The sequence below is a fragment of the Bradyrhizobium guangzhouense genome, assembly GCF_004114955.1.
Taxonomy (GTDB): domain Bacteria; phylum Pseudomonadota; class Alphaproteobacteria; order Rhizobiales; family Xanthobacteraceae; genus Bradyrhizobium; species Bradyrhizobium guangzhouense.
Window position 1 is genome coordinate 467,300 of record NZ_CP030053.1, and the last position, 25,255, is coordinate 492,554.

General features: G+C 64.7%; 21 protein-coding genes. 15 read left to right on the forward strand and 6 right to left on the reverse strand.

Going from position 1 to position 25,255, the window contains the following annotated elements; all coding sequences use genetic code 11:
- Positions 1–113: 113 nt before the first annotated feature.
- The 8 genes from sucC (at position 114) to XH91_RS02360 (ending at position 10,049) form a co-directional block, all read left to right on the forward strand.
- On the forward strand, positions 114–1,310 hold the full coding sequence (gene sucC / locus XH91_RS02325) for an ADP-forming succinate--CoA ligase subunit beta (RefSeq protein WP_128949094.1): 1,197 nt from the start codon (positions 114–116) through the stop codon (positions 1,308–1,310).
- Between the two features lie 4 nt (positions 1,311–1,314).
- Positions 1,315–1,794, forward strand: a complete 480-nt coding sequence (locus XH91_RS02330) for a DUF1579 family protein (RefSeq protein WP_128949095.1) — start codon at positions 1,315–1,317, stop codon at positions 1,792–1,794.
- A gap of 36 nt (positions 1,795–1,830) precedes the next feature.
- Positions 1,831–2,715: a succinate--CoA ligase subunit alpha gene (gene sucD / locus XH91_RS02335; RefSeq protein ID WP_092234007.1), complete on the forward strand. Its 885-nt coding sequence runs from the start codon at positions 1,831–1,833 to the stop codon at positions 2,713–2,715.
- A gap of 136 nt (positions 2,716–2,851) precedes the next feature.
- Complete coding sequence (locus XH91_RS02340; RefSeq protein WP_128949096.1) at positions 2,852–5,809, forward strand: 2-oxoglutarate dehydrogenase E1 component; 2,958 nt, start codon at positions 2,852–2,854, stop codon at positions 5,807–5,809.
- 158 nt (positions 5,810–5,967) lie between these two features.
- Complete coding sequence (gene odhB / locus XH91_RS02345) at positions 5,968–7,209, forward strand: 2-oxoglutarate dehydrogenase complex dihydrolipoyllysine-residue succinyltransferase (protein ID WP_128949097.1); 1,242 nt, start codon at positions 5,968–5,970, stop codon at positions 7,207–7,209.
- Between the two features lie 55 nt (positions 7,210–7,264).
- Entirely contained in the window at positions 7,265–8,026 is a 762-nt protein-coding gene (locus XH91_RS02350; protein ID WP_128954686.1) for an SDR family oxidoreductase, read from the forward strand.
- A 57-nt stretch (positions 8,027–8,083) separates the two neighbouring features.
- A complete protein-coding gene (gene lpdA, locus XH91_RS02355) occupies positions 8,084–9,484 on the forward strand; it encodes a dihydrolipoyl dehydrogenase (RefSeq protein WP_128949098.1) in 1,401 nt (466 codons plus the stop codon).
- A 34-nt stretch (positions 9,485–9,518) separates the two neighbouring features.
- Complete coding sequence (locus tag XH91_RS02360; protein ID WP_128949099.1) at positions 9,519–10,049, forward strand: hypothetical protein; 531 nt, start codon at positions 9,519–9,521, stop codon at positions 10,047–10,049.
- Between the two features lie 147 nt (positions 10,050–10,196).
- Here the strand turns inward: XH91_RS02360 and XH91_RS02365 are convergent, their stop codons facing one another.
- Together XH91_RS02365 and XH91_RS02370 are read right to left on the reverse strand one after the other, a co-directional pair.
- Complete coding sequence (locus XH91_RS02365; RefSeq protein ID WP_128949100.1) at positions 10,197–10,790, reverse strand: DUF4337 domain-containing protein; 594 nt, start codon at positions 10,788–10,790, stop codon at positions 10,197–10,199.
- A 114-nt stretch (positions 10,791–10,904) separates the two neighbouring features.
- Positions 10,905–11,870, reverse strand: coding sequence for a tyrosine recombinase XerC (locus XH91_RS02370; protein WP_128949101.1), 966 nt, complete (start codon positions 11,868–11,870; stop codon positions 10,905–10,907).
- 122 nt (positions 11,871–11,992) lie between these two features.
- Between XH91_RS02370 and XH91_RS02375 the strand changes: the two genes are divergently transcribed.
- Complete coding sequence (locus tag XH91_RS02375; RefSeq protein ID WP_128949102.1) at positions 11,993–14,203, forward strand: primosomal protein N'; 2,211 nt, start codon at positions 11,993–11,995, stop codon at positions 14,201–14,203.
- Between the two features lie 248 nt (positions 14,204–14,451).
- Here XH91_RS02375 and XH91_RS02380 read toward each other — a convergent pair whose 3' ends face one another.
- Positions 14,452–14,961, reverse strand: coding sequence for a septal ring lytic transglycosylase RlpA family protein (locus tag XH91_RS02380; protein WP_128949103.1), 510 nt, complete (start codon positions 14,959–14,961; stop codon positions 14,452–14,454).
- A gap of 647 nt (positions 14,962–15,608) precedes the next feature.
- On the opposite strand from XH91_RS02380, the gene XH91_RS02385 reads away from it, so the two are divergent.
- The 6 genes from XH91_RS02385 to XH91_RS02410 all read left to right on the forward strand — a co-directional run bounded on the left by XH91_RS02385 (position 15,609) and on the right by XH91_RS02410 (position 22,624).
- A complete protein-coding gene (locus tag XH91_RS02385) occupies positions 15,609–16,169 on the forward strand; it encodes a F0F1 ATP synthase subunit delta (protein ID WP_128949104.1) in 561 nt (186 codons plus the stop codon).
- Positions 16,169–17,698 (forward strand): F0F1 ATP synthase subunit alpha, encoded by a 1,530-nt coding sequence (gene atpA / locus XH91_RS02390; RefSeq protein ID WP_128949105.1) that lies wholly within the window; start codon positions 16,169–16,171, stop codon positions 17,696–17,698. Before XH91_RS02385 ends, atpA begins: the two co-directional genes overlap by 1 nt.
- A gap of 146 nt (positions 17,699–17,844) precedes the next feature.
- Positions 17,845–18,717: a F0F1 ATP synthase subunit gamma gene (locus XH91_RS02395; protein ID WP_128949106.1), complete on the forward strand. Its 873-nt coding sequence runs from the start codon at positions 17,845–17,847 to the stop codon at positions 18,715–18,717.
- 81 nt (positions 18,718–18,798) lie between these two features.
- Positions 18,799–20,232, forward strand: coding sequence for a F0F1 ATP synthase subunit beta (gene atpD / locus XH91_RS02400; protein WP_025032831.1), 1,434 nt, complete (start codon positions 18,799–18,801; stop codon positions 20,230–20,232).
- An 88-nt stretch (positions 20,233–20,320) separates the two neighbouring features.
- A complete protein-coding gene (locus tag XH91_RS02405) occupies positions 20,321–20,728 on the forward strand; it encodes a F0F1 ATP synthase subunit epsilon (protein WP_128949107.1) in 408 nt (135 codons plus the stop codon).
- Positions 20,729–20,953: 225 nt separating this feature from the next.
- Positions 20,954–22,624, forward strand: a complete 1,671-nt coding sequence (locus tag XH91_RS02410) for an adenylate/guanylate cyclase domain-containing protein (protein WP_128949108.1) — start codon at positions 20,954–20,956, stop codon at positions 22,622–22,624.
- A 111-nt stretch (positions 22,625–22,735) separates the two neighbouring features.
- On the opposite strand, the gene XH91_RS02415 is transcribed toward XH91_RS02410, so the two are convergent.
- From XH91_RS02415 to XH91_RS02425, 3 genes are all read right to left on the reverse strand, one after another.
- On the reverse strand, positions 22,736–23,236 hold the full coding sequence (locus XH91_RS02415; RefSeq protein WP_128949109.1) for an RNA pyrophosphohydrolase: 501 nt from the start codon (positions 23,234–23,236) through the stop codon (positions 22,736–22,738).
- A 167-nt stretch (positions 23,237–23,403) separates the two neighbouring features.
- The gene (locus tag XH91_RS02420; protein ID WP_128949110.1) at positions 23,404–23,910 is read right to left on the reverse strand and encodes an RNA pyrophosphohydrolase; all 507 of its coding nucleotides are present in this window, start codon (positions 23,908–23,910) and stop codon (positions 23,404–23,406) included.
- Positions 23,911–23,974: 64 nt separating this feature from the next.
- Positions 23,975–25,207 carry a divergent polysaccharide deacetylase family protein gene (locus tag XH91_RS02425; RefSeq protein ID WP_128949111.1) on the reverse strand — a complete coding sequence of 411 codons (1,233 nt, stop codon included), beginning with the start codon at positions 25,205–25,207 and terminating at the stop codon, positions 23,975–23,977.
- Positions 25,208–25,255 lie beyond the last annotated feature (48 nt).

Below are 25,255 nucleotides of genomic sequence, written 5' to 3' on the forward strand. Positions count from 1 at the left end.
AGATTTCCGATGTCAAAGAATCCAGGTTGCAGTTCCTGTGGTATATGGTATGCCAGCCACAAGACTGAGGTGGGCCCATGGGGTCACCGCCCGCGGGTTCAGGGAGCGACCATATGAATATTCATGAATATCAGGCCAAGGCGCTGCTGGGTGAGTTCGGCGTACCGATCTCCAAGGGCGTTCCGGTTCTCAAGGCTGCTGACGCGGAAGCCGCCGCGAAGGCGCTGCCCGGTCCGGTCTATGTGGTGAAGAGCCAGATCCATGCGGGCGGTCGCGGCAAGGGCAAATTCAAGGAAGCCTCGGCTGGCGACAAGGGCGGCGTCCGCATCGCCAAGTCGGCCGCCGAGGTCTCCGAATTCGCCAAGCAGATGCTGGGCGCGACTCTCGTGACCGTGCAGACCGGCCCCGCCGGCAAGCAGGTCAATCGCCTCTACATCGAGGACGGCTCGGACATCGACAAGGAATTCTATCTCTCGATCCTGGTCGACCGCGAGACCTCGCGCGTCTCCTTCGTCGTCTCGACCGAAGGCGGCGTCAACATCGAGGACGTCGCGCACAACACCCCCGAGAAGATCGTGACCTTCTCGGTCGATCCCGCCACGGGCATCATGGGCCATCACGGCCGCACCGTCGCCAACGCGCTGAAGCTGTCGGGCGATCTCGCCAAGCAGGCGGAAAAGCTCACCGCGCAGCTCTATGCGGCCTTCGTCGCCAAGGACATGTCGATGCTGGAAATCAACCCGCTGGTCGTGACCAAGCAGGGCCAGCTCCGCGTGCTCGACGCCAAGGTGTCGTTCGACGACAACGCGCTGTTCCGTCATCCCGAAGTGCTCGCGCTGCGCGACGAGACCGAGGAAGACGCCAAGGAAATCGAGGCGTCCAAGTACGACCTCAACTACGTCACCCTCGACGGCAATATCGGCTGCATGGTCAACGGCGCCGGTCTTGCCATGGCGACGATGGACATCATCAAGCTCTACGGCATGGCGCCGGCGAACTTCCTCGACGTCGGCGGCAGCGCCAGCAAGGAGAAGGTCGCGGCCGCGTTCAAGATCATCACCGCCGATCCCAACGTGAAGGGCATCCTGGTCAACATCTTCGGCGGCATCATGAAGTGCGACGTGATCGCCGAGGGCGTCACGGCTGCGGTTCGTGAAGTCGGCCTCAGCGTGCCGCTGGTGGTTCGCCTCGAAGGCACCAATGTCGAGCTCGGCAAGAAGATCATCCGCGAATCCGGCCTGAACGTGGTGCCGGCGGACAATCTCGACGACGCCGCGCAGAAGATCGTGAAGGCCGTCAAGGGAGGCTAAGGCCATGGCCCAGGACCATCTTTCCGCATCATCCCCACTTGCAGAGCATGCGCGTCTCGCCGCGTTCGCCGGCGAATGGAATGGCGAAGAGATGGTCTTCCCGTCGCGCTGGACTGCGGGCGGGCCGGCCACTTCGCGTACCGTCGCGCGCATGGATCTCAACGGGTTCTATTTGATCCAGGACTCGGTGCAGATGCGCGACGGCAAGCAGGCCTTCGCCACCCACGGCCTCTTCACTTACGACCGCGACGACCGGACCTACAAATTGTTCTGGTACGACTCGCTCGGTTACACGCCGCCCTCGCCCGCTTCCGGCGGATGGGTCGGCAACACCCTGACGCTGGTGCGCGGCTCGCTCCGCGGCAATGCGCGCCACGTCTACGAGATCATCGACGATGTCTCTTACTCGTTGAAGATCCAGTTCTCGCCGGATGCGGAAGGCTGGACCGACGTGCTCACCGGCGTCTACCGCCGCATCCACTGACCCTCTCACTCCGTTAGTTTCGCGAAAGCAGACCTCATGTCCATCCTGATCGACAAGAACACCAAGGTCATCTGCCAGGGCTTTACCGGCAAGAACGGCACCTTCCATTCCGAGGCTGCGATTGCTTACGGCACCAAGATGGTCGGCGGCACCTCGCCGGGCAAAGGCGGTTCGACCCATCTGAACCTGCCGGTGTTCGACACCGTGCGCGAGGCGCGCGAGAAGACCGGCGCGGATGCGTCGGTGATCTACGTGCCGCCGCCGGGTGCCGCGGACGCGATCTGCGAGGCCATCGACGCCGAGATCCCGCTGATCGTCTGCATCACCGAAGGCATCCCCGTTATCGACATGGTGCGGGTGAAGCGCTCGCTCGCCGGCTCGAAGTCGCGCCTGATCGGGCCGAACTGCCCGGGCGTCATGACCGCCGGCGAGTGCAAGATCGGCATCATGCCGGCCAACATCTTCAAGACCGGCTCGGTCGGCATCGTCTCTCGTTCGGGCACGCTGACCTATGAAGCCGTGTTCCAGACCTCCCAGGAAGGTCTCGGCCAGACCACCGCGGTCGGCATCGGCGGCGACCCGGTCAAGGGCACCGAGTTCATCGACGTCCTCGAAATGCTGCTGGCCGACCCCAAGACCGAGTCGATCATCATGATCGGCGAGATCGGCGGTTCCGCCGAGGAAGACGCAGCCCAGTTCCTCAAGGACGAGGCCAAGCGCGGCCGCAAGAAGCCGATGGTCGGTTTCATCGCGGGCGTCACCGCACCTCCCGGCCGCCGCATGGGCCATGCCGGCGCGATCATCTCGGGCGGCAAGGGCGATGCCGGCTCCAAGACCGAGGCGATGAAATCCGCAGGGATTACAGTGTCTCCGTCGCCGGCCCGCCTCGGCCATACGCTTGCCGAAAAATTGAAAGGCTAATTCACTCCTTCGTGCTTTTCCGGGCGAAGTTTCGCAGCAAATAGGGTAAATGGTGCCAATCGCGTCGGGCCTCTGCCGGGGAGCCCGACGCCAGCGCCGTTTGTTATGCGCGAACCGAAATCGCCAGGAACCCAGTATGTCTCGCCAGGACGCGAACGCAGCCTTTGCCCTCTCTTCGTTTTTGCAGGGCACCAACGCCACCTACATCGACGAAATCTACGCCCGCTACGAGAAGGATCCGTCCTCGGTCGACGCCGAGTGGCAGGAGTTCTTCAAGAGCCTCAACGACCAACCCGCCGACGTCCGGAAGAACGCCGAGGGCCCGTCCTGGGAGCGCGACAACTGGCCGCTGACCCCAAAGGACGACCTGACCTCGGCGCTCGACGGCAACTGGGCCGAGGTCGAGAAGGCGGTCGGCACCAAAATCGCCGCGAAGGCGCAGGCCAAGGGCGCCGACATCTCCTCCGCCGACCTGCTTCAGGCAACGCGCGACTCTGTCCGCGCCCTGATGCTGATCCGCTCCTACCGCATGCGCGGCCACTTCCACGCCAAGCTCGACCCGCTCGGCATCGAGGCCCCGCGCAACCGTGAAGAGCTCGATCCGCGCACCTACGGCTTCACGGAAGCCGATTTCGACCGCAAGATCTTCCTCGATCACGTCCTCGGCCTCGAATATGGCAGCCTGCGTGAGATCACCGCGATCTGCGAGCGCACCTACTGCCAGACGCTCGGCGTCGAGTTCATGCATATCAGTAATGCCGCGCAGAAGGCGTGGATCCAGGAGCGCATCGAGGGTCCGGACAAGGAAATCTCCTTCACCCGCGAAGGCCGGCGCGCCATCCTGATGAAGCTGGTCGAGGCCGAGGGCTTCGAAAAATTCTGCGACACCAAGTTCACCGGCACCAAGCGCTTCGGCCTCGATGGCGGTGAATCGCTGATCCCCGCGCTCGAGCAGATCATCAAGCGCGGCGGCAATCTCGGCGTGAAGGAAATCGTGCTGGGCATGCCGCATCGCGGCCGCCTCAACGTGCTGACGCAGGTGATGGGCAAGGCCCATCGCGCGCTGTTCCACGAATTCAAGGGCGGCTCGGCCAACCCCGACGCGGTCGAAGGCTCCGGCGACGTCAAGTATCACCTCGGCGCCTCCTCGGACCGCGAGTTCGACGGCAACCGCATCCATCTGTCGCTGACCGCCAACCCCTCGCATCTCGAGATCGTCGATCCCGTCGTGCTCGGCAAGGTGCGCGCGAAGCAGGACCAGCACGGCGATCCGCCGGATCAGCGCATCTCGGTGATGCCGCTGCTCATGCACGGCGACGCGGCGTTCGCGGGCCAGGGCGTGGTCGCCGAATGTTTCGGTCTGTCGGACCTGAAGGGCTACCGTACCGGCGGCTCCGTGCACTTCATCGTCAACAACCAGATCGGCTTCACCACCTATCCGCGCTACTCGCGCTCCTCGCCGTATCCGTCCGACGTCGCCAAGATGATCGACGCGCCGATCTTCCACGTGAACGGCGACGATCCGGAAGCGGTGGTGTTCGCGGCGAAGGTCGCGACCGAGTTCCGGCAGAAATTCCACAAGCCCGTCGTCATCGACATGTTCTGCTATCGCAGGCATGGCCACAACGAGGGCGACGAGCCGGCGTTCACCCAGCCGGTGATGTACAAGAAGATCGCGGCGCATCCGTCGACGCTCGAGCTCTACGCCCGCCGCCTGATCAGCGAAGGCGTGATGACCGAGGGCGAGGTCGACAAGGCCAAGGCCGACTGGCGCGCGCGCCTCGATGCCGAGTTCGAGGCCGGCACCTCCTACAAGCCGAACAAGGCCGACTGGCTCGACGGCAAGTGGGCGGGCTTCAAGATCGCCGATCAGGAAGAGGATGCGCGCCGCGGCGTCACCGGCGTCGATCTGCCCGTCCTCAAGGACATCGGCCGTAAGATCACCAAGGTGCCGGATGGTTTCCGCGTTCACCGCACCATCCAGCGTTTCCTGGAGAACCGTGCGAAGGCGATCGACAGTGGCAACGGCATCGACTGGGCGACCGGCGAAGCGCTGGCGTTTTGCACGCTGCTTGCGGAAAACCACCACGTCCGCCTGTCCGGCCAGGATTCGGAGCGTGGCACCTTCTCGCAGCGCCACTCGGTCCTGATCGACCAGGAGGACGAGAGCCGTTACACGCCGTTCAACCATCTCGGCAACGAGCAGGGCCATTACGAGGTCATCAACTCGCTGCTGTCGGAAGAAGCCGTGCTCGGCTTCGAATACGGCTATTCGCTCGCCGAGCCGAACACGCTGACCTTGTGGGAAGCCCAGTTCGGCGACTTCGCCAACGGCGCGCAGGTGCTGTTCGACCAGTTCATCTCCTCGGGCGAACGCAAATGGCTGCGCATGTCCGGCCTCGTCTGCCTCTTGCCGCACGGCTATGAGGGCCAGGGACCGGAGCACTCCTCGGCGCGCCTCGAGCGTTACCTGCAGATGTGCGCGGAAGACAACATGCAGGTGGTCTATCCGACCACGCCCGCGAATTACTTCCACGTGCTGCGCCGCCAGCTGCATCGCGAGATCCGCAAGCCGCTGATCATGATGACGCCGAAGTCGCTGCTGCGCCACAAGCGCGCGGTCTCGCGGCTCGAGGAGCTGGCGAAGGGAACGACCTTCCACCGCATCCTCTATGATGACGCCCAGATGCTGCCGAACGAGCCGATCAAGCTCGTTCCGGACGAGAAGATCCGCCGCATCGTGCTCTGCTCGGGCAAGGTCTATTACGACCTGTACGAGGAGCGCGAGAAGCGTGGCATCGACGACATCTATCTGATGCGCGTCGAGCAGCTCTATCCGGTGCCGCTGAAGGCGCTGGTGGCCGAGCTGTCCCGCTTCAAGAAGGCGGAAATGATCTGGTGCCAGGAAGAGCCGCGCAACATGGGTGCCTGGCACTTCATCGAGCCCTATCTGGAATGGGTGCTGAACCAGGTGAACGGTGCGAGCCGGCGTCCGCGTTATGTCGGCCGCGCCGCTTCCGCCGCGACCGCCACTGGTCTGATGTCCAAGCATCAGGCGCAGCTGAAGGCGTTCCTGGACGAAGCATTGAGCTGAGAAGTTTTTAAGACTGTCATTGCCCGCGAAGGCGGGCAATCCAGTACGCCGTGAACTTCGTGATCAGAACGAACGTCGCGGAGTACCGGATGCCCCGCCTTCGCGGGGCATGACGTATGAATTCCTGTCCGCGACTGCGATCCCTTAAGGAAAAGACCATGACTGAAATTCGTGTGCCGACGCTCGGCGAATCCGTCACCGAGGCCACCATCGGCCGCTGGTTCAAGAAGGCCGGCGATGCCGTCGCCGTCGACGAGCCCTTGGTGGAGCTCGAGACCGACAAGGTGACCATCGAAGTCCCGGCGCCCTCGGCCGGCACGCTGAGCGAGATCATTGCCGCCGATGGCACGACCGTCGCGGTCGGCGCGCTGCTCGGCCAGATCACTGATGGCGCCGGCGCGGCCAAGCCCGCCGCCGCGCCCGCCAAGCCCGCTGCTGCTCCGGCGCCCGCCGCTGCGGCTCCGGCTGCTGCCGCCGCGGCGAAGGCGCCGCCGGCCGATGCGCCGCTCGCCCCGTCCGTGCGCAAGATTTCGGCCGAGAGCGGCATCGACGCTTCGACCGTTCCGGGCTCCGGCAAGGACGGCCGCGTCACCAAGGGTGACATGCTGGCCGCGATCGAGCGTGCGGCTTCCGCGCCGACCCCGGTCAACCAGCCCGCCGCCTCCGTGCAGGTGCGCGCGCCGTCGCCGGCCGATGACGCCGCCCGCGAAGAGCGCGTCAAGATGACCCGGCTGCGCCAGACCATCGCGCGCCGCCTCAAGGACGTGCAGAACACCGCGGCCATGCTGACGACCTTCAACGAGGTCGACATGACCAACGTCATGGCGCTGCGCGCGCACTACAAGGATGCGTTCGAGAAGAAGCACGGCAGCAAGCTCGGCTTCATGGGCTTCTTCACCAAGGCCGTCGTTCAGGCGCTGAAGGACATCCCGGCCGTCAATGCCGAGATCGACGGCACCGATCTGATCTACAAGAACTACTATCACATCGGCGTCGCCGTCGGCACCGACAAGGGGCTCGTCGTTCCCGTGGTGCGCGACTGCGATCACAAGTCGATTGCCGACATCGAGAAGGGCATCGCCGATTTCGGTCGCCGTGCCCGTGATGGCCAGCTCAAGATCGACGAGATGCAGGGCGGCACCTTCACCATCACCAATGGCGGCATCTACGGCTCGCTGATGTCGACCCCGATCCTGAACGCGCCGCAGTCCGGCATTCTCGGCATGCACAAGATCCAGGATCGTCCAATGGTCGTCGGTGGCAAGATCGAGGTCCGCCCGATGATGTATCTCGCGCTGTCCTACGATCACCGCGTCATCGACGGCAAGGAGGCCGTCACCTTCCTGGTTCGCGTCAAGGAGAGCCTGGAAGATCCGGCGCGCCTGGTGCTCGATCTCTGATCCCCAATGCTTTGAAGACGCCGTCGCCTGAAGGGGCGACGGCGTTTGTCGAATGATGGAGGCTGACGTGACCGATAAAGTCGTTGTCATCACCGGCGGCAGCCGCGGCATTGGTCGCGCCACTGCGCTTGCGGCGGCCGCGCGCGGCTATCGCGTCGTGGTCGGCTATGCCAGCAACAAGAAGGCCGCCGACGAGGTGGTCGCTACGATCGAGGCCAGCAACGGCAAGGCGATCGCAGTGAAGTGCGATGTCGCGGAAGAGCGCGACATCATCGATTTGTTCAAGGAGGCCGACAAGTTCGGCACGCTGGGCGCGCTCGTCAACAATGGCGGCATTGTCGGCCAGAGCGGCGTGCGCGTCGACGAGATGTCGGCCGAGCGCATCCAGCGCGTGCTGGCGGTCAATGTCACCGGCTCCATCCTCTGCGCGCGCGAAGCCGTCAAGCGGATGTCGACCAAGCATGGCGGCAAGGGCGGCGTCATCGTCAATCTGTCATCGGTCGCTGCCAAGCTCGGCGCGCCGAATACTTATGTCGATTATGCCGCGTCGAAGGGCGCGGTGGATTCCTTCACCATCGGCCTCGGCTATGAGGTCGCGGCCGAGGGCATTCGCGTCGCCGCGATCCGCCCCGGCCTGATCGACACCGAAATTCACGCTTCCGGCGGCGAGCCCGACCGGCATCATCGCCTGGCCCATGTGGTGCCGATGAAGCGCGTCGGCACCGCGGACGAAATTGCCAATGCCATCGTCTGGCTGATGTCGGACGATGCCTCCTACGTCACCTCAGCCATTCTCGATGTGTCCGGCGGACGCTGACGCGCCGCGCGGACGCTGACACATCCTCATCACGCTAAACTCACGGGACTTTCTCTCATGGCTACCTACGATCTCGTCGTCATCGGCACCGGACCTGGCGGTTATGTCTGCGCGGTGCGCGCCAGCCAGCTCGGCATGAAGGTCGCCGTGGTCGAAAAGAACGCAACCCTCGGCGGCACCTGCCTCAATGTCGGCTGCATGCCGTCCAAGGCGCTGCTGCACGCTTCCGAGATGTTCGAGGAAGCCGGGCACTCCTTCGCCAAGATGGGCGTGTCCGTCTCCGCGCCGAAGCTCGAATTGCCCGCGATGATGAACTTCAAGCAGCAGGGCATCGACGGCAACGTCAAGGGCGTCGAGTTCCTGATGAAGAAGAACAAGGTCGACGTGCTCAAGGGCACCGGCAAGATCATCAGTGCCGGCAAGGTCGAAGTCTCCGCCGACGGCAAGTCGCAGGTGATCGAGACCAAGAACATCGTGATCGCCACCGGCTCCGACATCGCGCGCCTGAAGGGCATCGAGATCGACGAGAAGCGCATCGTCTCCTCGACCGGCGCGCTGTCGCTGGACAAGGTGCCGGGCAAGCTGCTGATCGTCGGCGCCGGCGTGATCGGCCTCGAGCTCGGCTCGGTGTGGAAGCGGCTCGGCGCGGACGTCGTCGTGGTCGAATTCCTCGACCGCATCCTGCCCGGCATGGACGGCGAGATCGCAAGGCAATTCCAGCGCATCCTCGAGAAGCAGGGCTTTGCGTTCAAGCTCGGGGCCAAGGTCACGGCCGTCGACACCTCGGGCAAGACGCTGAAGGCGAGCATCGAGCCCGCTGCCGGCGGCGCGGCCGAGACTGTAGAGGCCGACGTCGTGCTGGTCTGCATTGGCCGCGTGCCCTACACCGACGGTCTCGGCCTGAAGGAAGCCGGCGTCGCGCTCGATCCGCGCGGCCGCGTGCAGATCGATCCGCATTTCGCCACCAGCCTGAAGGGCGTCTATGCCATCGGCGACGTCGTCGCCGGTCCCATGCTCGCGCACAAGGCCGAGGATGAAGGCGTCGCCGTTGCGGAGATCATCGCAGGGCAAGCCGGCCACGTGAACTACGATGTAATCCCAGGCGTCGTGTATACCACTCCGGAAGTGTCCTCCGTCGGCAAGACCGAGGAAGAGCTGAAGCACGCCGGAATCGCCTATACTGTCGGGAAGTTTCCCTTTACCGCCAACGGCCGCTCCAAGGTCAACCAGACCACCGACGGCTTCGTGAAGATTCTCGCAGATGCGAAGACCGATCGCGTGCTCGGCGTCCACATCATCGGCATCGAGGCCGGCGAAATGATCCATGAGGCCTGCGTTCTCATGGAGTTTGGTGGCAGTGCGGAAGATCTTGCTCGCACCTGCCACGCCCATCCGACCCGCTCGGAGGCCGTCAAGGAAGCCGCGCTTGCAGTCGGCAAGCGGGCCATCCATATGTAGGTCACGCCGCGAGCCGAATCGGGCGGGACATCACATGCTGCGCCGCCTTCTTCAACCCGTCTGGGTCCTGCTGGCGATCATCTTCCTGATCGAAGCCTGGCTGTGGGACCATCTCGAGCCGATCGTCGCGCGGATTGTCGCACTGATCCCGCTCGCCCGCGTCAAGCAATGGCTGGCCGACCGCGTCGATGCGCTGTCGCCGGCGATGACGCTGATCGTGTTCGTGGTGCCGATCATCCCGCTGTTTCCGCTCAAGCTGATCGGCCTGTGGCTGCTCACCCATGAATACTGGCTGAGCGGCGTCTCCACGTTCCTGTTCGCCAAGATGCTCGGCGTCGGCGTCACCGCCTTCGTGTTCGACGTCACGCGCGACAAGCTGCTGGAGATGCACTGGTTCGAACGGCTCTACGAGCTGGTGCTGCGGCTCCGCGCCAAGGCGACTGATATCGTCGAGCCGGTCAAGAGCCGCATCCGCGAGCTGCTCAAGGGCAACGGCGAAGGCTGGTCCTCACGCACCCTCCGCCTGATCCAGCGCTTCCGCAAGAGCGTGCACGAAGCGCGCTGAGCTGCCTGCTACATACTCGCTGTCATCGCCCGGCTTGACCGGGCGATCCAGTATTCCAGAGACGTCGAGATTAGAAACGAGGCCGCGGCGTACTGGATGCCCCGGTCGAGCCGGGGCATGACAGCGGTGTACGTGGCGGCTCCTTCTCTACCCGTGCAGATGCAGCAGATGCGGCGCGAACGCGCCGAGCACGGTCATGCCTAATCCGGCGAGCGTCAGGAGGCCGGCGATCCAGGCGAGCGGCAGCATGCCGGTGATGATCGTCGCCGAGGCCAGCACGATGCCGATCTGGAAGGCAGCGGAGGCCAACTCGAAATGATGATATTTCGCGGTCGCCTCGTCGCGCTGGTGCTCGGCTTCCTTGGCCTTCTCGGCGAGCTGCTCGGTGCCTTCGCCGGTCTCGGGCTCGGAGCGATAACGCGCCGCGGTCTTCTGCCACTCGTCGATCTGCTTCTGCACCGCGGCCCTCATGGCGTCGTCGGTGGCGGCGCCCAGCGTCAGCTTGCCCTGGTCGGCCGCGGTCTGGACCACGGTGCGGCGGATGCTCTTGGCCTGGAAGAATGCCCACAGGTTGGAGGCTTCGACGTTCTTGCTGATCGATTCGGTCTGGGCGCCCTTGCCGAGTGTTTCCGAGATCGCCAGGAACAGCGCAAGCACCGCAATCAGCAGGGCGATCTTCTTGTTCTCGCCGGATGCGTGCTCGGCATGCTCGGCGTGCTCCATGCTTTCGTGTGCGCTCATGAAATCCCTCCTGTCTCGGTTCCGCAACGATTGACCGAACCGCGCGGCCTGCGCAAGAGGCATGCGTGGCAAGAGGCAGCCATGACAGCTTGATGTCAGGATTCAGCGAGCCCTTCAGCGCCTGGGATGCGCGCTCGCATAGACTTCCAGCAGCCGCTCGGAATCGATGCCGGTATAGATTTGCGTGGTCGAGAGTGAGGAATGGCCGAGCAATTCCTGGATGGCGCGCAAGTCTCCGCCGCGCGACAGCAGATGCGTGGCGAAGGAGTGCCGCAGCGCATGCGGCGTGGCGCTGTCGGGCAGGCCAAGCGCGCCGCGCAGCCGCTCCATCGCGAGCTGGATGATGCGTGGGCTGAGCGGCCCGCCGCGTGCGCCGACGAAGATCGGCCCTTCGGGCGGCAATGCGTGCGGGCACATCGCGGCATATTCGTCGATCAGCGCCAGCACGTTCTGCAGCACCGGCACCATGCGCGTCTTGTTGCCTTTGCCCGTGACGACCAGCACGTCGCCTTCGCCTGCCTTCGGCACCTCGCGGCGCTTCAGGCCGAGCGCCTCGGAGATGCGCAGGCCCGATCCATAGAGCAGCGCCATCACCGCGGCGTCGCGCACCAGGATCCAGGTCTCGCGCTCCTCGCCGGCGCGCTCGTCGGCGTCGGCCAGACGTTTTGCCGACGCCATCGGCAGCGGCTTCGGCAGGCTTTTCGCGACCTTGGGCGCGCGGATCGCCGAGAGTGCCCCGACCTTGCCCTTGCCCTCGCGCTCCAGGAAGCGGCCGAACGAGCGCAGGCCCGCCAGCGCGCGCATCAGTGAACGGCCGGCAATATCGTCGGCGCGCCGCATCGCCATGAAGGCGCGGACGTCGGTCGCTTCAAGCGCGGCGAAGCGTTCCAGCGTCACGCGCTCGCCCCAATGCGCGCAGAGGAAATCCAGGCACTGCCGCAAGTCCCGGCCATAGGCTTCCAGCGTCTTCGGCGACAGCCGCCGCTCGGCGCCGAGATGCGACAGCCAGCGCGCCATCTCCTGCGCGATCGAGGGATCGGCGCTGGCGAGCTCGATGTGTGGGACGGCCGCTTTGCTCATGCGCTCTGGACGTGATGATTCCGCACAGTATATCGCATCACACCAGTTTACTGTTCGCTAAGGCGGCGCCACGGCGCTAGCCTCACGGCCCCAAGGTTCCGATTCTCTCCAAAGATTCATTGATGGATCATCCGTCGCGCAGCTCGACCGCCCCCGCCAACGCGACCCGCATGGTCGACGTGCTGGTGCCAGTCGCGCTCGACCAGACCTATTCCTACAAGGTGCCTGTGGGCATGGAGCTGAAGGCGGGCGATCTCGTCGGTGTGCCGCTCGGGGCCCGCGAGGTGCTCGCCGTGGTCTGGGGCGAAAACGCCAATCCCGATCCGCGCCTGCACAACCGCCTCAAGGAGGTCAGCGAGAAGCTCGACGTCGCGCCCTTGAAGGGCGAACTGCGCTCCGTCGTCGACTGGGTCGCCAATTACACGCTGAGCCCGCGCGGCATGGTGCTGCGCATGTGCCTGCGCATGGGCGAGAACCTCGGCCCCGAGCGGGTGCGCGCCGGCGTGCGGCTAACAGGCGATCCGCCGCGGCGGCTGACGCCGGCGCGGGCGCGCGTGATCGAGGTGCTGTCGGACCGGCTGCTGCACGGCAAGTCCGAGGCCGCCAAGGAGGCCGGTGTCTCCGCCGGCGTGATCGACGGCCTCGTCGATGAAGGTACGCTGACGGTCGAGCCGATGCCGCCGCCACCTCCGCCGCCCGCGCCCGATCCGGAGTTCGGCCGGCCGGATTTCTCGCCGCTGCAGCGCGCCGGCGTCGATGCGATGCGCGCGCTCGCCGCCAACGGCACCTTTCATGTCGCGCTGCTCGATGGCGTCACCGGCTCCGGCAAGACCGAGGTCTATTTCGAGGCCGTCGCCGAAACCATCCGCCGCGGCAAGCAGTCGCTGATCCTGATGCCGGAGATCGCGCTGACCGGCCAGTTCCTCGACCGTTTCGCGCAGCGCTTTGGCGTCCGCCCGATCGAGTGGCATTCCGAGCTGACGCCGCGCACCCGCGCGCGCAATTGGGCGGCGATTTCCGAAGGCACCGCGCCGGTCGTGGTCGGCGCGCGCTCGGCGCTGTTTCTCCCCTACGCCAATCTCGGCCTCATCGTGGTCGATGAAGAGCACGACCAGGCCTACAAGCAGGACGAGGGCGTGCATTATCACGCCCGCGACATGGCGGTGGTGCGCGCGCATATCGCAAAGATCCCGATCGTGCTGGCGTCCGCCACACCGTCCGTCGAGTCCGAGGTCAACGCGCGCAAGAACCGCTATCAGCGCGTCGCGCTGCCGTCGCGCTTCGGCGGCCAGCACATGCCTGAAATCGAGGCCATCGACCTGCGCCGCGAGCCGCCCGCGCGCGGCCGCTACATCTCGCCGCGCCTCGCCTCAGAGATCAGAAAGGCGATCGAGAAGCGCGAGCAGGCGCTGCTGTTCCTCAATCGCCGCGGCTATGCGCCGCTGACGCTGTGCCGCGCTTGCGGCCATCGCTTCGCCTGCACCATCTGCGATGCCTGGCTGGTCGATCACCGCTTCCGCCAGCGCCTCGTCTGTCACCATTGCGGCTTCTCGATGCCGCGGCCCGCAACCTGTCCGCATTGCGCCGCCGAGGAATCGCTGGTTGCCGTCGGCCCCGGCGTCGAACGCCTGCAGGAGGAGGCGGCCGCGCTGTTCCCTGATGCCCGCACCATGGTGCTGTCGAGCGATCTCATCACCTCGATCGAGACGATGCGCAGCGAGCTCAACGAGATCGCGGAAGGGCGCGTCGATATCATCATCGGCACGCAGCTCGTCGCCAAGGGCCACAATTTCCCGCGGCTCAATCTCGTCGGCGTGATCGATGCGGATCTCGGCCTTTCCAATGGCGATCCGCGTGCGGCGGAACGGACCTGGCAATTGCTCAACCAGGTGATCGGCCGCGCCGGGCGCGAGCAGGGCCGCGGCGTCGGCTACCTGCAGACGCATCAGCCGGACCATCCCGTCATGAAAGCGCTGATCGCCTGCGATCGCGAGGCCTTCTACGACAGCGAGATCGATTTGCGCGAGAAGACGCTCTATCCGCCGTTCGGGCGCCTCGCCAGCCTGATCATTTCCGCCGGCGATCGTCCGAGCGCGGAAGGCCTCGGCCGCAAGCTCGTGTCCCTCGCGCCGCGCGACGAGCGCGTGGTGGTGCTCGGCCCCGCCGAAGCCCCGCTCGCCGTCATCAAGGGCCGCTACCGCTTCCGCATCCTGGTCAAATCGGCGCGCGGCTTCGATCTGTCGGATTACTTGCGCAACTGGCTCGCCGTGTGCCCGAAGCCGAAGGGCAACCAGAAGCTCGAGGTCGATGTCGATCCGCAGAGCTTCTTGTGAGCCTCCGCTCTCTCTCGTCATTGCGAGGAGCTCTTGCGACGAAGCAATCCAGAATCCCTCCGCGGAAAGACTCTGGATTGCTTCGCTCCGCTCGCAATGACGGAAGAGATCCGGGCTACGAAAAACCAAACAAAAAGCCCGTGGTCCCCCAAGACCACGGGCTTGTTTCACGCGCGCATCAAACTGCTCATGTCCTCGAGGGACGATGATGAAAACTGCGCGTGTGGGCTGAGGCGCTTCTCGCGCCGTTAGGAGACGACTTCCGCGGTGACGCGGCCGACGCCGGCACCGGTGAGGCCGATGGCGCGGGCTGCGCCCGTGGAGAGGTCGAGCACGCGGCCGCGCACGAACGGGCCACGGTCGTTGATGGTGACGATGACGCTCTGGCCGCCATGGGTCACACGAACCTTGGTGCCGAACGGCAGGGTACGGTGCGCCGCGGTCATGGCGTTCTGGTTGAAGCGCGCGCCCGAGGCGGTGCGGCTGCCGGACTCGTTGCCGTAATAGGAGGCCATGCCGGAGAAGCTGCGACCGGTGCCCGACGACGGCGTCATCGATGCATTGGCGTTACGCCAATCGGAGGTCGCGCTGGAATCGTCCTGGGCGTGGTGACGGTGGTGGTGAGCACCCCGGTAGTGATGATGCCTGGATTTGGCGGAAGCTTCGGTGGCAGTTCCACCGACGAGGAGAGTTGCAGCGACGAAAGCGATCGCCGTACGCGGCCGGGTCACAGTGCCCAGCGTCTTCAAAGACAGCATTTAGTGGTCCCTACGCTAGTATTGCCACATATGTGGCTAGTGGAGCCCCCATCAGTTTGTGAGCGGGTTGGCGTTTCGATTCTCAATGAGGCGTGAATTAGGCAGTAAATCCGATCCGTGTCGTCTTGAAATATCTTGTGATCTGAATCGATATTCAGGCGATATTCCGTAATCTTTCACTTTAACGATTCGTTAACTGATTCATTACTTGCGAATACTGTAAAGCGAAGTTGTTAGTTTTCGCATTTAGAATTCGGTAAGTATTCGGCGCGTGGGGGCGGCCCGGCCGGAGTCACGCCTCAGCGATCCGTGTTCATGGCCGCTATGCGCTGAGGGCAGGAACGAACGGGCGCGCGGCCGACGAAAGCCTCGCGGCAATTCCGTGGCATGGCAGGCCGTCGCACGATCGCGACGAGGCGGCGGCGACGTGCGACGAACTTGCGACAGAAGGTCGTGCCTTTAATTTGGCGTCATGTTGCACGTGCGCGCCTGCTATGTTAGCAAAGCCGCGATTTTAACGAGCCCGGCACCTCCCGTGTCGGTCGAAAATCGAAGTCCCGCTTGAATTCCAAGGGCTTGGATCGCTAGGCGCCGCGTTGTGGCGACGGTTTTTCCCTTGCGAATTTGACAGCTAAAAGAGCGCGTCTGTGGCTGCAGAAGATACGTCCGTTTCCGGTGTGTCGGGCCGTTATGCAACGGCCTTGTTTGAACTGGCCCGCGACCAGAAGGTGGTCGACGAGGTCAAGGCCGACCTCGACAAGTTCGAGGGTCTGCTGAACGAAAGCGCTGATCTCAAGCGCCTCGTCCGCAGTCCGGTCTTTGCGGCCGACGCCCAGTCCAAGGCCCTCTCGGCCGTGCTGGACAAGGCCGGCATCGCCGGCATTACCGCCAATTTCCTCAAAGTGCTGACCGCCAACCGCCGCCTGTTCGCGGTGGCTGACGTCATCCGCGCCTATCGCGCCCTCGTCGCAAGGTTCAAGGGCGAGGCGACGGCGGATGTCACGGTCGCGGAAGCGCTCTCGGACAAGAATCTCGACGCCCTCAAGGTTGCCCTGAAGTCGGTGACCGGCAAGGACGTCGCGCTCAACGTGAAGATCGACCCCTCGATCATCGGTGGCCTCGTCGTGAAGCTTGGCAGCCGCATGATCGATAGTTCGCTTCGCACCAAACTCAATTCGATCAAGCACGCGATGAAAGAGGCAGGCTGATGGACATCCGCGCCGCGGAAATTTCCGCGATCCTCAAGGACCAGATCAAGAATTTCGGCCAGGAAGCTGAAGTCTCCGAAGTCGGACAGGTGCTGTCCGTCGGCGACGGTATCGCTCGCGTCTACGGTCTGGACAACGTCCAGGCCGGTGAAATGGTCGAGTTCGAGAACGGCACCCGCGGCATGGCGCTGAACCTCGAAACCGACAACGTCGGCGTCGTCATTTTCGGTGCCGACCGCGAGATCAAGGAAGGCCAGACCGTCAAGCGCACCCGCGCCATCGTGGACGCGCCGGTCGGCAAGGGCCTGCTCGGCCGCGTCGTCGACGCGCTCGGCAATCCGATCGACGGCAAGGGTCCGATCCAGGCCGACAAGCGCATGCGTGTCGACGTCAAGGCGCCCGGCATCATTCCGCGCAAGTCGGTGAGCGAGCCGATGGCGACGGGCCTCAAGGCGATCGACGCCCTGATCCCGATCGGCCGTGGCCAGCGCGAGTTGATCATCGGCGACCGTCAGACCGGCAAGACCGCGATCGCGCTCGACACCATCCTGAACCAGAAGCCGCTCAACGCGCAGCCCGACGAGAACATCAAGCTGTACTGCGTCTACGTCGCGGTCGGCCAGAAGCGTTCGACGGTTGCCCAGTTCGTGAAGGTGCTGGAAGAGCAGGGCGCGCTCGAATACTCGATCGTCGTCGCCGCTACCGCCTCGGATCCGGCGCCGATGCAGTACATCGCCCCCTTTACTGCCTGCACCATGGGCGAATTCTTCCGCGACAACGGCATGCACGCGGTCATCATCTATGACGATCTGTCCAAGCAGGCCGTCGCTTACCGCCAGATGTCGCTGCTGCTGCGCCGTCCGCCGGGCCGCGAAGCCTATCCGGGCGACGTGTTCTATCTGCACTCCCGCCTGCTCGAGCGCGCGGCGAAGCTCAGCAAGGACCATGGCTCGGGCTCGCTGACCGCGCTGCCTGTCATCGAAACCCAGGCCAACGACGTGTCGGCCTACATCCCGACCAACGTCATCTCGATCACCGACGGCCAGATCTTCCTGGAAACCGACCTGTTCTTCCAGGGCATCCGTCCTGCCGTGAACGTCGGTCTGTCGGTGTCGCGCGTCGGTTCGTCGGCGCAGACCAAGGCCACCAAGAAGGTCGCCGGCAAGATCAAGGGCGAACTCGCGCAGTACCGCGAAATGGCGGCGTTCGCGCAGTTCGGCTCCGACCTGGACGCCTCGACCCAGCGCCTGCTCAACCGCGGTTCGCGCCTGACCGAGCTCCTCAAGCAGCCGCAGTTCGCGCCGCTGAAGATGGAAGAGCAGGTTTGCGTGATCTGGGCCGGCACCAACGGCTATCTCGATCCGCTGCCGCTCAACAAGGTGCGCGCGTTCGAGGACGGTCTGCTTTCGCTCCTGCGCGGCAAGAATGTCGACATTCTCAACGCGATCCGCGACAGCCGCGACCTCTCCGACGACGTTGCCGCCAAGCTGAAGTCGGTGGTCGAGGGTTTCGCGAAGTCCTTTGCGTAAAACTGCCGTCATGGCCGGGCTTGTCCCGGCCATCCACGTCTATCGACGTGTGAGGCAGCTACGGGATGTCCGGGACGAGCCCGGACATGACGAATGGATAGGGTTGCGGTCAGGCCAGAGAGTCCGACCGCCGGGGTGAACGAAGAATGGCGTCACTTAAAGACATGCGCGTCCGCATCGCCTCCACCAAGGCGACGCAAAAGATCACCAAGGCCATGCAGATGGTCGCGGCCTCGAAGCTGCGCCGCGCGCAGACCGCCGCGGAAGCTGCACGTCCCTATGCCGACAAGATGAGCGCGGTGATCTCCAACATCGCCGGCGCTGCCGCGGGCTCGCCAGGCGCGCCGACGCTGCTGGCCGGCACCGGCCGCGACCAGGTTCATTTGCTGCTGGTCTGCACCGGCGAGCGCGGCCTGTCTGGCGCCTTCAATTCGTCGATCGTGCGCCTCGCCCGCGAGCGCGCGCTGGCCCTGATGAACCAGGGCAACGAAGTGAAATTCTTCTGCGTCGGCCGCAAGGGTTACGAGCAGCTCCGCCGCCAGTTCGACAAGCAGATCGTCGAGCATCTCGACCTGCGCAGCGTGCGCCAGCTCGGTTTCGGCAACGCCGAGGACATCGCCAAGAAGGTCCTGGCGCGCTTCGAGGCCGGCGAGTTCGACGTCTGCACGCTGTTCTACTCGCGCTTCCGTTCGGTGATCGCGCAGATCCCCACCGCCCAGCAGATCATTCCGCTGGTCGTCGAGGAAGGCGCCGCCGCCAGCACGACGTCCTACGAATACGAGCCGGAGGAGGACGAGATCCTCACCCGTCTTCTGCCGCGCAACCTCGCGGTCCAGATCTTCCGCGCGCTGCTCGAGAACAACGCCTCGTTCTACGGCGCGCAGATGAGCGCGATGGACAACGCGACGCGCAACGCCGGTGAGATGATCCGCAAGCAGACGCTGGTCTACAACCGCACGCGTCAGGCGCAGATCACCAAGGAACTGATCGAAATCATCTCGGGCGCCGAAGCCGTCTAGCCAGGACGCATCGGTACCCATCAATGCAACATCCCGGTCAGCTGACCGTGGCTTACTAGTTCGGATCGAAGGAGACATTCAATGGCAGCCCAGGTCGGTCGCGTCACCCAGGTCATCGGCGCCGTCGTCGACGTGCAGTTCGAAGGCCACCTCCCGGCCATTCTCAATTCGCTCGAGACCAAGAACGGCGGCAATCGCCTGGTGCTCGAAGTCGCCCAGCATCTCGGTGAATCGACCGTCCGCACCATCGCGATGGACACCACCGAAGGTCTGGTTCGCGGCCAGGAAGTGACCGACACCGGCGCTCCGATCCGCGTTCCCGTCGGTGAAGGCACGCTCGGCCGCATCATCAACGTCATCGGCGAGCCGATCGACGAAGCAGGTCCCGTCAAGACCGAAGGCCTGCGTGCGATCCACCAGGAAGCGCCGACCTACACCGACCAGTCGACCGAAGCCGAAATTCTCGTCACCGGCATCAAGGTCGTCGATCTGCTCGCTCCGTATGCGAAGGGCGGCAAGATCGGCCTGTTCGGCGGCGCCGGCGTCGGCAAGACCGTGCTGATTCAGGAACTGATCAACAACGTCGCGAAGGCGCACGGTGGCTACTCCGTGTTCGCCGGCGTCGGCGAGCGCACCCGCGAGGGCAACGACCTCTATCACGAGTTCATCGAGTCCAAGGTCAACGCCGATCCGAAGAATCCGGATCCGAGCGTGAAGTCGAAGTGCGCGCTGGTGTTCGGCCAGATGAACGAGCCCCCGGGCGCCCGCGCCCGCGTCGCGCTCACCGGTCTGACCATCGCGGAAGACTTCCGCGACAAGGGCCAGGACGTGCTGTTCTTCGTCGACAACATCTTCCGCTTCACCCAGGCCGGCTCGGAAGTGTCGGCGCTCCTCGGTCGTATTCCGAGCGCCGTGGGTTATCAGCCGACGCTCGCGACCGACATGGGCGCGCTGCAGGAGCGCATCACCACCACGCAGAAGGGCTCGATCACCTCGGTGCAGGCCATCTACGTTCCGGCCGACGACTTGACCGACCCGGCGCCGGCGACCTCGTTCGCGCATCTTGACGCGACCACCACGCTGTCGCGCTCGATCGCCGAAAAGGGCATCTATCCGGCGGTCGACCCGCTCGACTCGACCTCGCGCATGCTCTCCCCGCTGGTCGTCGGCGAGGAGCACTACGCGGTCGCCCGTCAGGTCCAGCAGGTGCTGCAGCGCTACAAGGCGCTGCAGGACATCATCGCCATTCTCGGCATGGACGAGCTTTCGGAAGAGGACAAGCTGACCGTGGCCCGCGCCCGCAAGGTCGAGCGCTTCATGTCGCAGCCGTTCCACGTCGCCGAAATCTTCACCGGCTCGCCGGGCAAGTTCGTCGACCTCGCCGACACCATCAAGGGCTTCAAGGGCTTGGTGGAAGGCAAGTATGACCACCTGCCGGAAGCCGCCTTCTACATGGTCGGCACCATCGAAGAGGCGGTCGAGAAGGGCAAGAAGCTGGCGGCCGAGGCGGCCTAAGGCGCGAATGGCTGACAGGGAGTAGCGAATAGACGCGCTGCTCTCTTCGCCACTCGCCATTCGCTACTCACCATTCGCAAGGTTTCTCATGGCCACCTTCCACTTCGATCTCGTCTCTCCGGAAAAGCTCGCATTCTCGGGCGAGGTCGACCAGGTCGACGTCCCCGGCTGGGAAGGCGATTTCGGCGTGCTCGCCGGGCATGCGCCCCTCGTGGCTGCGGTGCGGCCGGGCATTCTGACCATCATCAGCGGTGGCCAGAAGCAGAAGGTCATCGTGCTTGGCGGCCTTGCGGAAGTGTCCGACGATCGTCTCACCGTGCTCGCTGACGTCGCGACCTCGCTGGACGAACTCGATCGGGCGCAGTTCGCCGACAAGATCGCGGAAATGCAGGACAAGCTGTCGGAGCACGAAGGCTCCGAGCTCGATCTCGCGATTGCGCGGCTCGATCACTACAAGAGCATCCAGCAGGAGCTCAACACGACGGCGATGCACTAACGCCCACGTTGCACTTGCGATCCCCAGGGTCGCACTTGCGATCCCCAGGGTCGCAGTTGCGATCCCCAGCGTCGCACTTGCGATCGCCCGGTCGCGTCGGCCTTTCAGAATTCTGTAATAAAATCAGCGCTCGTCACAGACCGTGGCGGGCGCTGAAACTTTGTTGCACCGCGCCGGAGATAACGGCATTCTGCGCTCGCGGATTTGTTCCGGGGCGGGTAGCAGATGAAACGCAAGATCGCGGCGATTTTCGCAGCCGATATTGCCGGTTACTCAAGGCTGGTCGCGGAGGATGAAGAGGAGACGCTACGGCGTCTGGCCTCCTATCGTTTGGTCATCGACGATTTCATTGCCAAGGCCAGTGGCCGCATCTTCAACACCGCCGGTGACGCGGTGCTCGCGGAATTCCCCAGCGCAGTGGAAGCGGTGCGCTGCGCGATCGACATCCAGGAAAGCTTGCGAACCCGCAACATGGCCTATCCGCCGAGCCGGCAGATGTCGTTCCGCATCGGCATCACCATCGGCGACGTCGTCGAGCGCGACGGCGATCTGCTCGGCGACGGCGTCAACATCGCAGCTCGGCTCGAGGGGCTCGCGGAAGTCGGCGGCATCTGCGTCTCGCGCGCCGTGCATGAGCAGGTTGCCAACAAGCTGTCGGTGCAGTTCGCCGATATCGGCGCACAGGAAGTGAAGAACATCCCGACGCCGGTGCACGCCTACATGGTGGCGATGCGGCGCGAGGACGGGACTTACGCGACGCCGCAGGTGAAGAAAGTCGCCAAGGCTGCGCCTGCGCCGAACTGGATGTGGCCGCTGGTGGTCGGCGTGGTCTCCGTCGTCGCCATCGGCGTCGGCGGCTTTCTCTATTTCACCAAGCTCGAGACGGCACAGGTCACGTCCAGCCCGGCAACGTCCATCGCTGCCGCGCCCGCGCCTGGTCCGATCGCTGCGCCGTCACCCGGTCCGACGTCCACGATGGCTGCGAAGGCGGCTGCGCCGATGCCGACATCGTCGCCGACCCAAATGGCGGCCGCGACACCGATGCCAATCCCGTCACCATCAACTGCATCCCCCGGCAAGATCGCGGTGGAGGCGGTGCCGTTCATCGGCGAACGCCAGCGTGCCTTTCTCGGCAACGAATACGCGGCTGCCGGAGATTACAAGGCCTACGCCCTGAACATCGGCGGGTTCTTCGGCACGGCGCTCAATCAGCCGACCGAGGAGGCCGCGCGCAACGGCGCGGTCGACCAATGCCAGAGGCGCGCGGACGCCGCCCAATCGCCGCGGCGCTGCGAGCTCTATGCTGTCGGCAACAAGGTGGTCTACAGCCACGGCGCTCCGCCGATGCCGCCGCAGCCCTGGTTTCGGCACGACGCCATCACCGAGCGCGCGTTTGTGCCGAAGGATTTGCCGATGGTGCGTGAGCAGGCCAGGACCCGGCTCGAAAACATCTACGTGCAGGCGGCGAAATCGCGTTCGGTCGCGCTCGGTCCGGGCGGACAATATTTCTGGGCGCTGGGAGCAACCTCGGTCGACGATGCGGCGCGGCGATCGCTGGAGTCCTGCGGCGCGTTCGCGGGCTCGGCCTGTATGACCGTGGTGGTCGACGACGTCTTCGTCGTGCCGATCCCGACCAAGCTCAGGGCCAATGGCTTCTTCCACGCCGCGACCAATCCATCGATCGTGGCCGATGGGCGCGACGAGGTCGTGCGCAAGCTCGGCGACGCCACGGGCTGGAACGCGGTCGCGGTCGGCACCGCCGGCCGCCCCGGCCTCGGCCTGAAGGCCGCCGACGAGCAGACCGCAATCAACGGCGCGCTCGCCGATTGTGCCAAGCACGACAGCGACTGCCACGTGATCGCGATCGGCCCGTTCACGGTCGGGCCGATGAATTGATGCCTCGGGACTCGAGCTCACGCGCCGCTAAAGCTGCGTTTCCGCCCCTTTGTAAAATTGTCTAATCAATTCAACCCCCGTTCTACTGTGCATGGGGTTGTTTTCGTGGTTTCAGTTGGCGAAGGGTGCGAACTGCTCGGCCACCGCCCGATAAACGTCGCGGCGGAACGGAACCACGAGATCCGCGACACGGTCGAGCCGCTCCCAGCGCCACGCATCGAACTCCGCGGGCTGGCCGTTGCGCGGCGTCAGCGGGTCGATCTCGTCATCCTTGCCGGTGAAGCGCAGCGCGAACCATTTTTGGCGCTGGCCGCGAAACTTTGCGAGCCGATGCGTCTGCGGTCCGTCATAGGGCGGGAATTCGTAAGCGTACCAATCGGTCTCGCCGAGATAGTTGGCGCTGACGACGTTGGTCTCCTCCCACAGCTCGCGCAGGGCCGCATCGCGCAGGTTCTCGCCTTCGTCGACGCCGCCTTGCGGCATCTGCCAGTCGAGCCCGGGCAGGATGATCTCGGGGCCGTCGCCCTTGAAGCGGTGCCCGATCAGCACACGGCCGTCGGCATTGAACAGCGCGATCCCGACGTTGGGACGGTAGGGCTTTTCGTTGGTCACTTGCAAATATCTCTTGTCGTCATTCCGGGGCGCGCGAAAGCGCGAACCCGGAATCCATAGCCACAGGCGGCAATTGGTTGAAAGGCCGTGGTTGCCATCCGCCGCTTCACTTCTGCCTGGGGGTATGGATCCCCGCCTTCGCGGGGATGACATCGAGGGTGTGGCGACTAGCCATCCGCGAGTGCGGAAAATTCCTTCACCACGCGCTCATAGACCGGGCGCTTGAACGGGATGATCAGTTCGGGAAGGTTCTTCATCGGCTCCCAGCGCCAGCTGACGAATTCGGCCTTGTGGCCGCCGCCGCCAGGCTTCTCGACATTGATCTCGCTGTCCTTGCCGGTGAAGCGCACCGCGAACCATTTCTGGCGCTGGCCGCGGTAGCGGCCCTTCCAGGCGCGCCCTGCGACCGTGCGCGGGATGTCGTAGATCAGCCAGTCCGGCACCTCGCCGAGCCGCTCGATCGAGCGCACGCTGGTCTCTTCATAGAGCTCGCGCTTGGCGGCTTCCCAATTGTCCTCGCCGGGATCGACCCCGCCCTGCGGCATCTGCCAGACATGGCTGTCGTCGACATGTTCGATGCCGCCGGCGCGGCGGCCGATGAACACCAGTCCTTCAGTGTTGAGCAGCATCACCCCGACGCAGGTTCGGTAGGGCAGATCCTCATAACGCGCCATTCCGCCAAACCTCTCGCCTGCTGCCGGCCGGGCTGGTGCAGCCGTGCCGTACCAATTCTTTGATTTAGCTGGATTTTGATTTCAGCATCGCGGTTGTCAATGGCACCAATAGGATACCCCGGTCGTTCAATGTCTTGATCCAGGCGCCGATCCGCTCGATCGAGACAGGCAGGGCCGAGGCCGTGCCGATCGCGACGCCGCGTTCCCGCGCCGTCGCTTCCAGCTTGTTCAGGGCGCGGTCGATCTCGGTCGGGGTCGGCACCGCGTCCAGCGCGATATCGCCCTTGCCGAACGGCACCGCAAGGCTCCCGGCGGCCTGGGCTGCGATGCTGCGCGGCGAGGAGCCGTCATCGAAGAAGCCGAGGCCGCGCCTGGAGGCCTCGCGGATGATCGGCTGCATCGCCGGGTCGGTCGCGATGAAGCGGGCGCCCATGAAGTTGGTGATGCCGGCATAGCCCTGCATCCGGCTGAGGTGCCAGTACAGGCGGTCGGTGTTCTGGTCGGGGGTGAGCGAGGTCAGCAGCGTCTGCGGCCCGGGATCGTTATCCGGGAAGTCGTAGGGCTCCATCGGGATCTGCAGGAAGATCTCGTGGCGCTGGGCGCGGGCGCGCTCGGCCAGCTTTCCGGGATCGGATCCATAAGGCGTGAAGGCCAGCGTCACCGCGCCCGGCAGCTTCATGATCGCATCGGTGGTCTTGGCGGCGCCGACGCCGAGGCCGCCGATCACGATCGCCACCACAGGCATTTTCGCGGCCTTGGCGCGGTCGGCCTCGGCGGCATAGACATTGAAGGGCTTGAGGTCGCCCGAGATCGCGGGGATCATGCCGTAGCGGGACTTCTCCAGCAGCTTTGGATCGATCCCGTTCATGACGGGCGGCGGCGTGGAAGCCGCCTCGCCTTTGTCTGCAGCTTCGCCGGCGCCGATCACCACGTCGTGGCGTGCGCCGGTGGAGCCGTCGATCATGGTGACGGTCTTCTGCTCGCCTGGGGCAGCTTCTTTCGGCGCATCCTTGGCCGGGTGCTTGCTGTCTTGCCCGTGCTCCTCGCCGTGGCCGGCCGCTGCCTTCTGCTCGCTCGCCTTGTCGCCGCCTTTGGAATCGCGGATCGCAATCCGCGTCATCGGCTCGCCGCCGAGCGGGTCCTTGTTGAAGATCGCGAAGCCGGCAAAGGTGACCAGGAACAGGCCGAGCATGACGGCGATCAGTTGCATGGCCGTAAACGGCAGCCGCAGCCGCCGTTTCCGACGCGGCTTGTCCTGTCCGAGCGGGGCGCTCAGATCATCGGCCGTTTCAGTCATGCGAGATCCCGAATCACTCGAGCCGACGATACCACGCCAAGGTCAAGT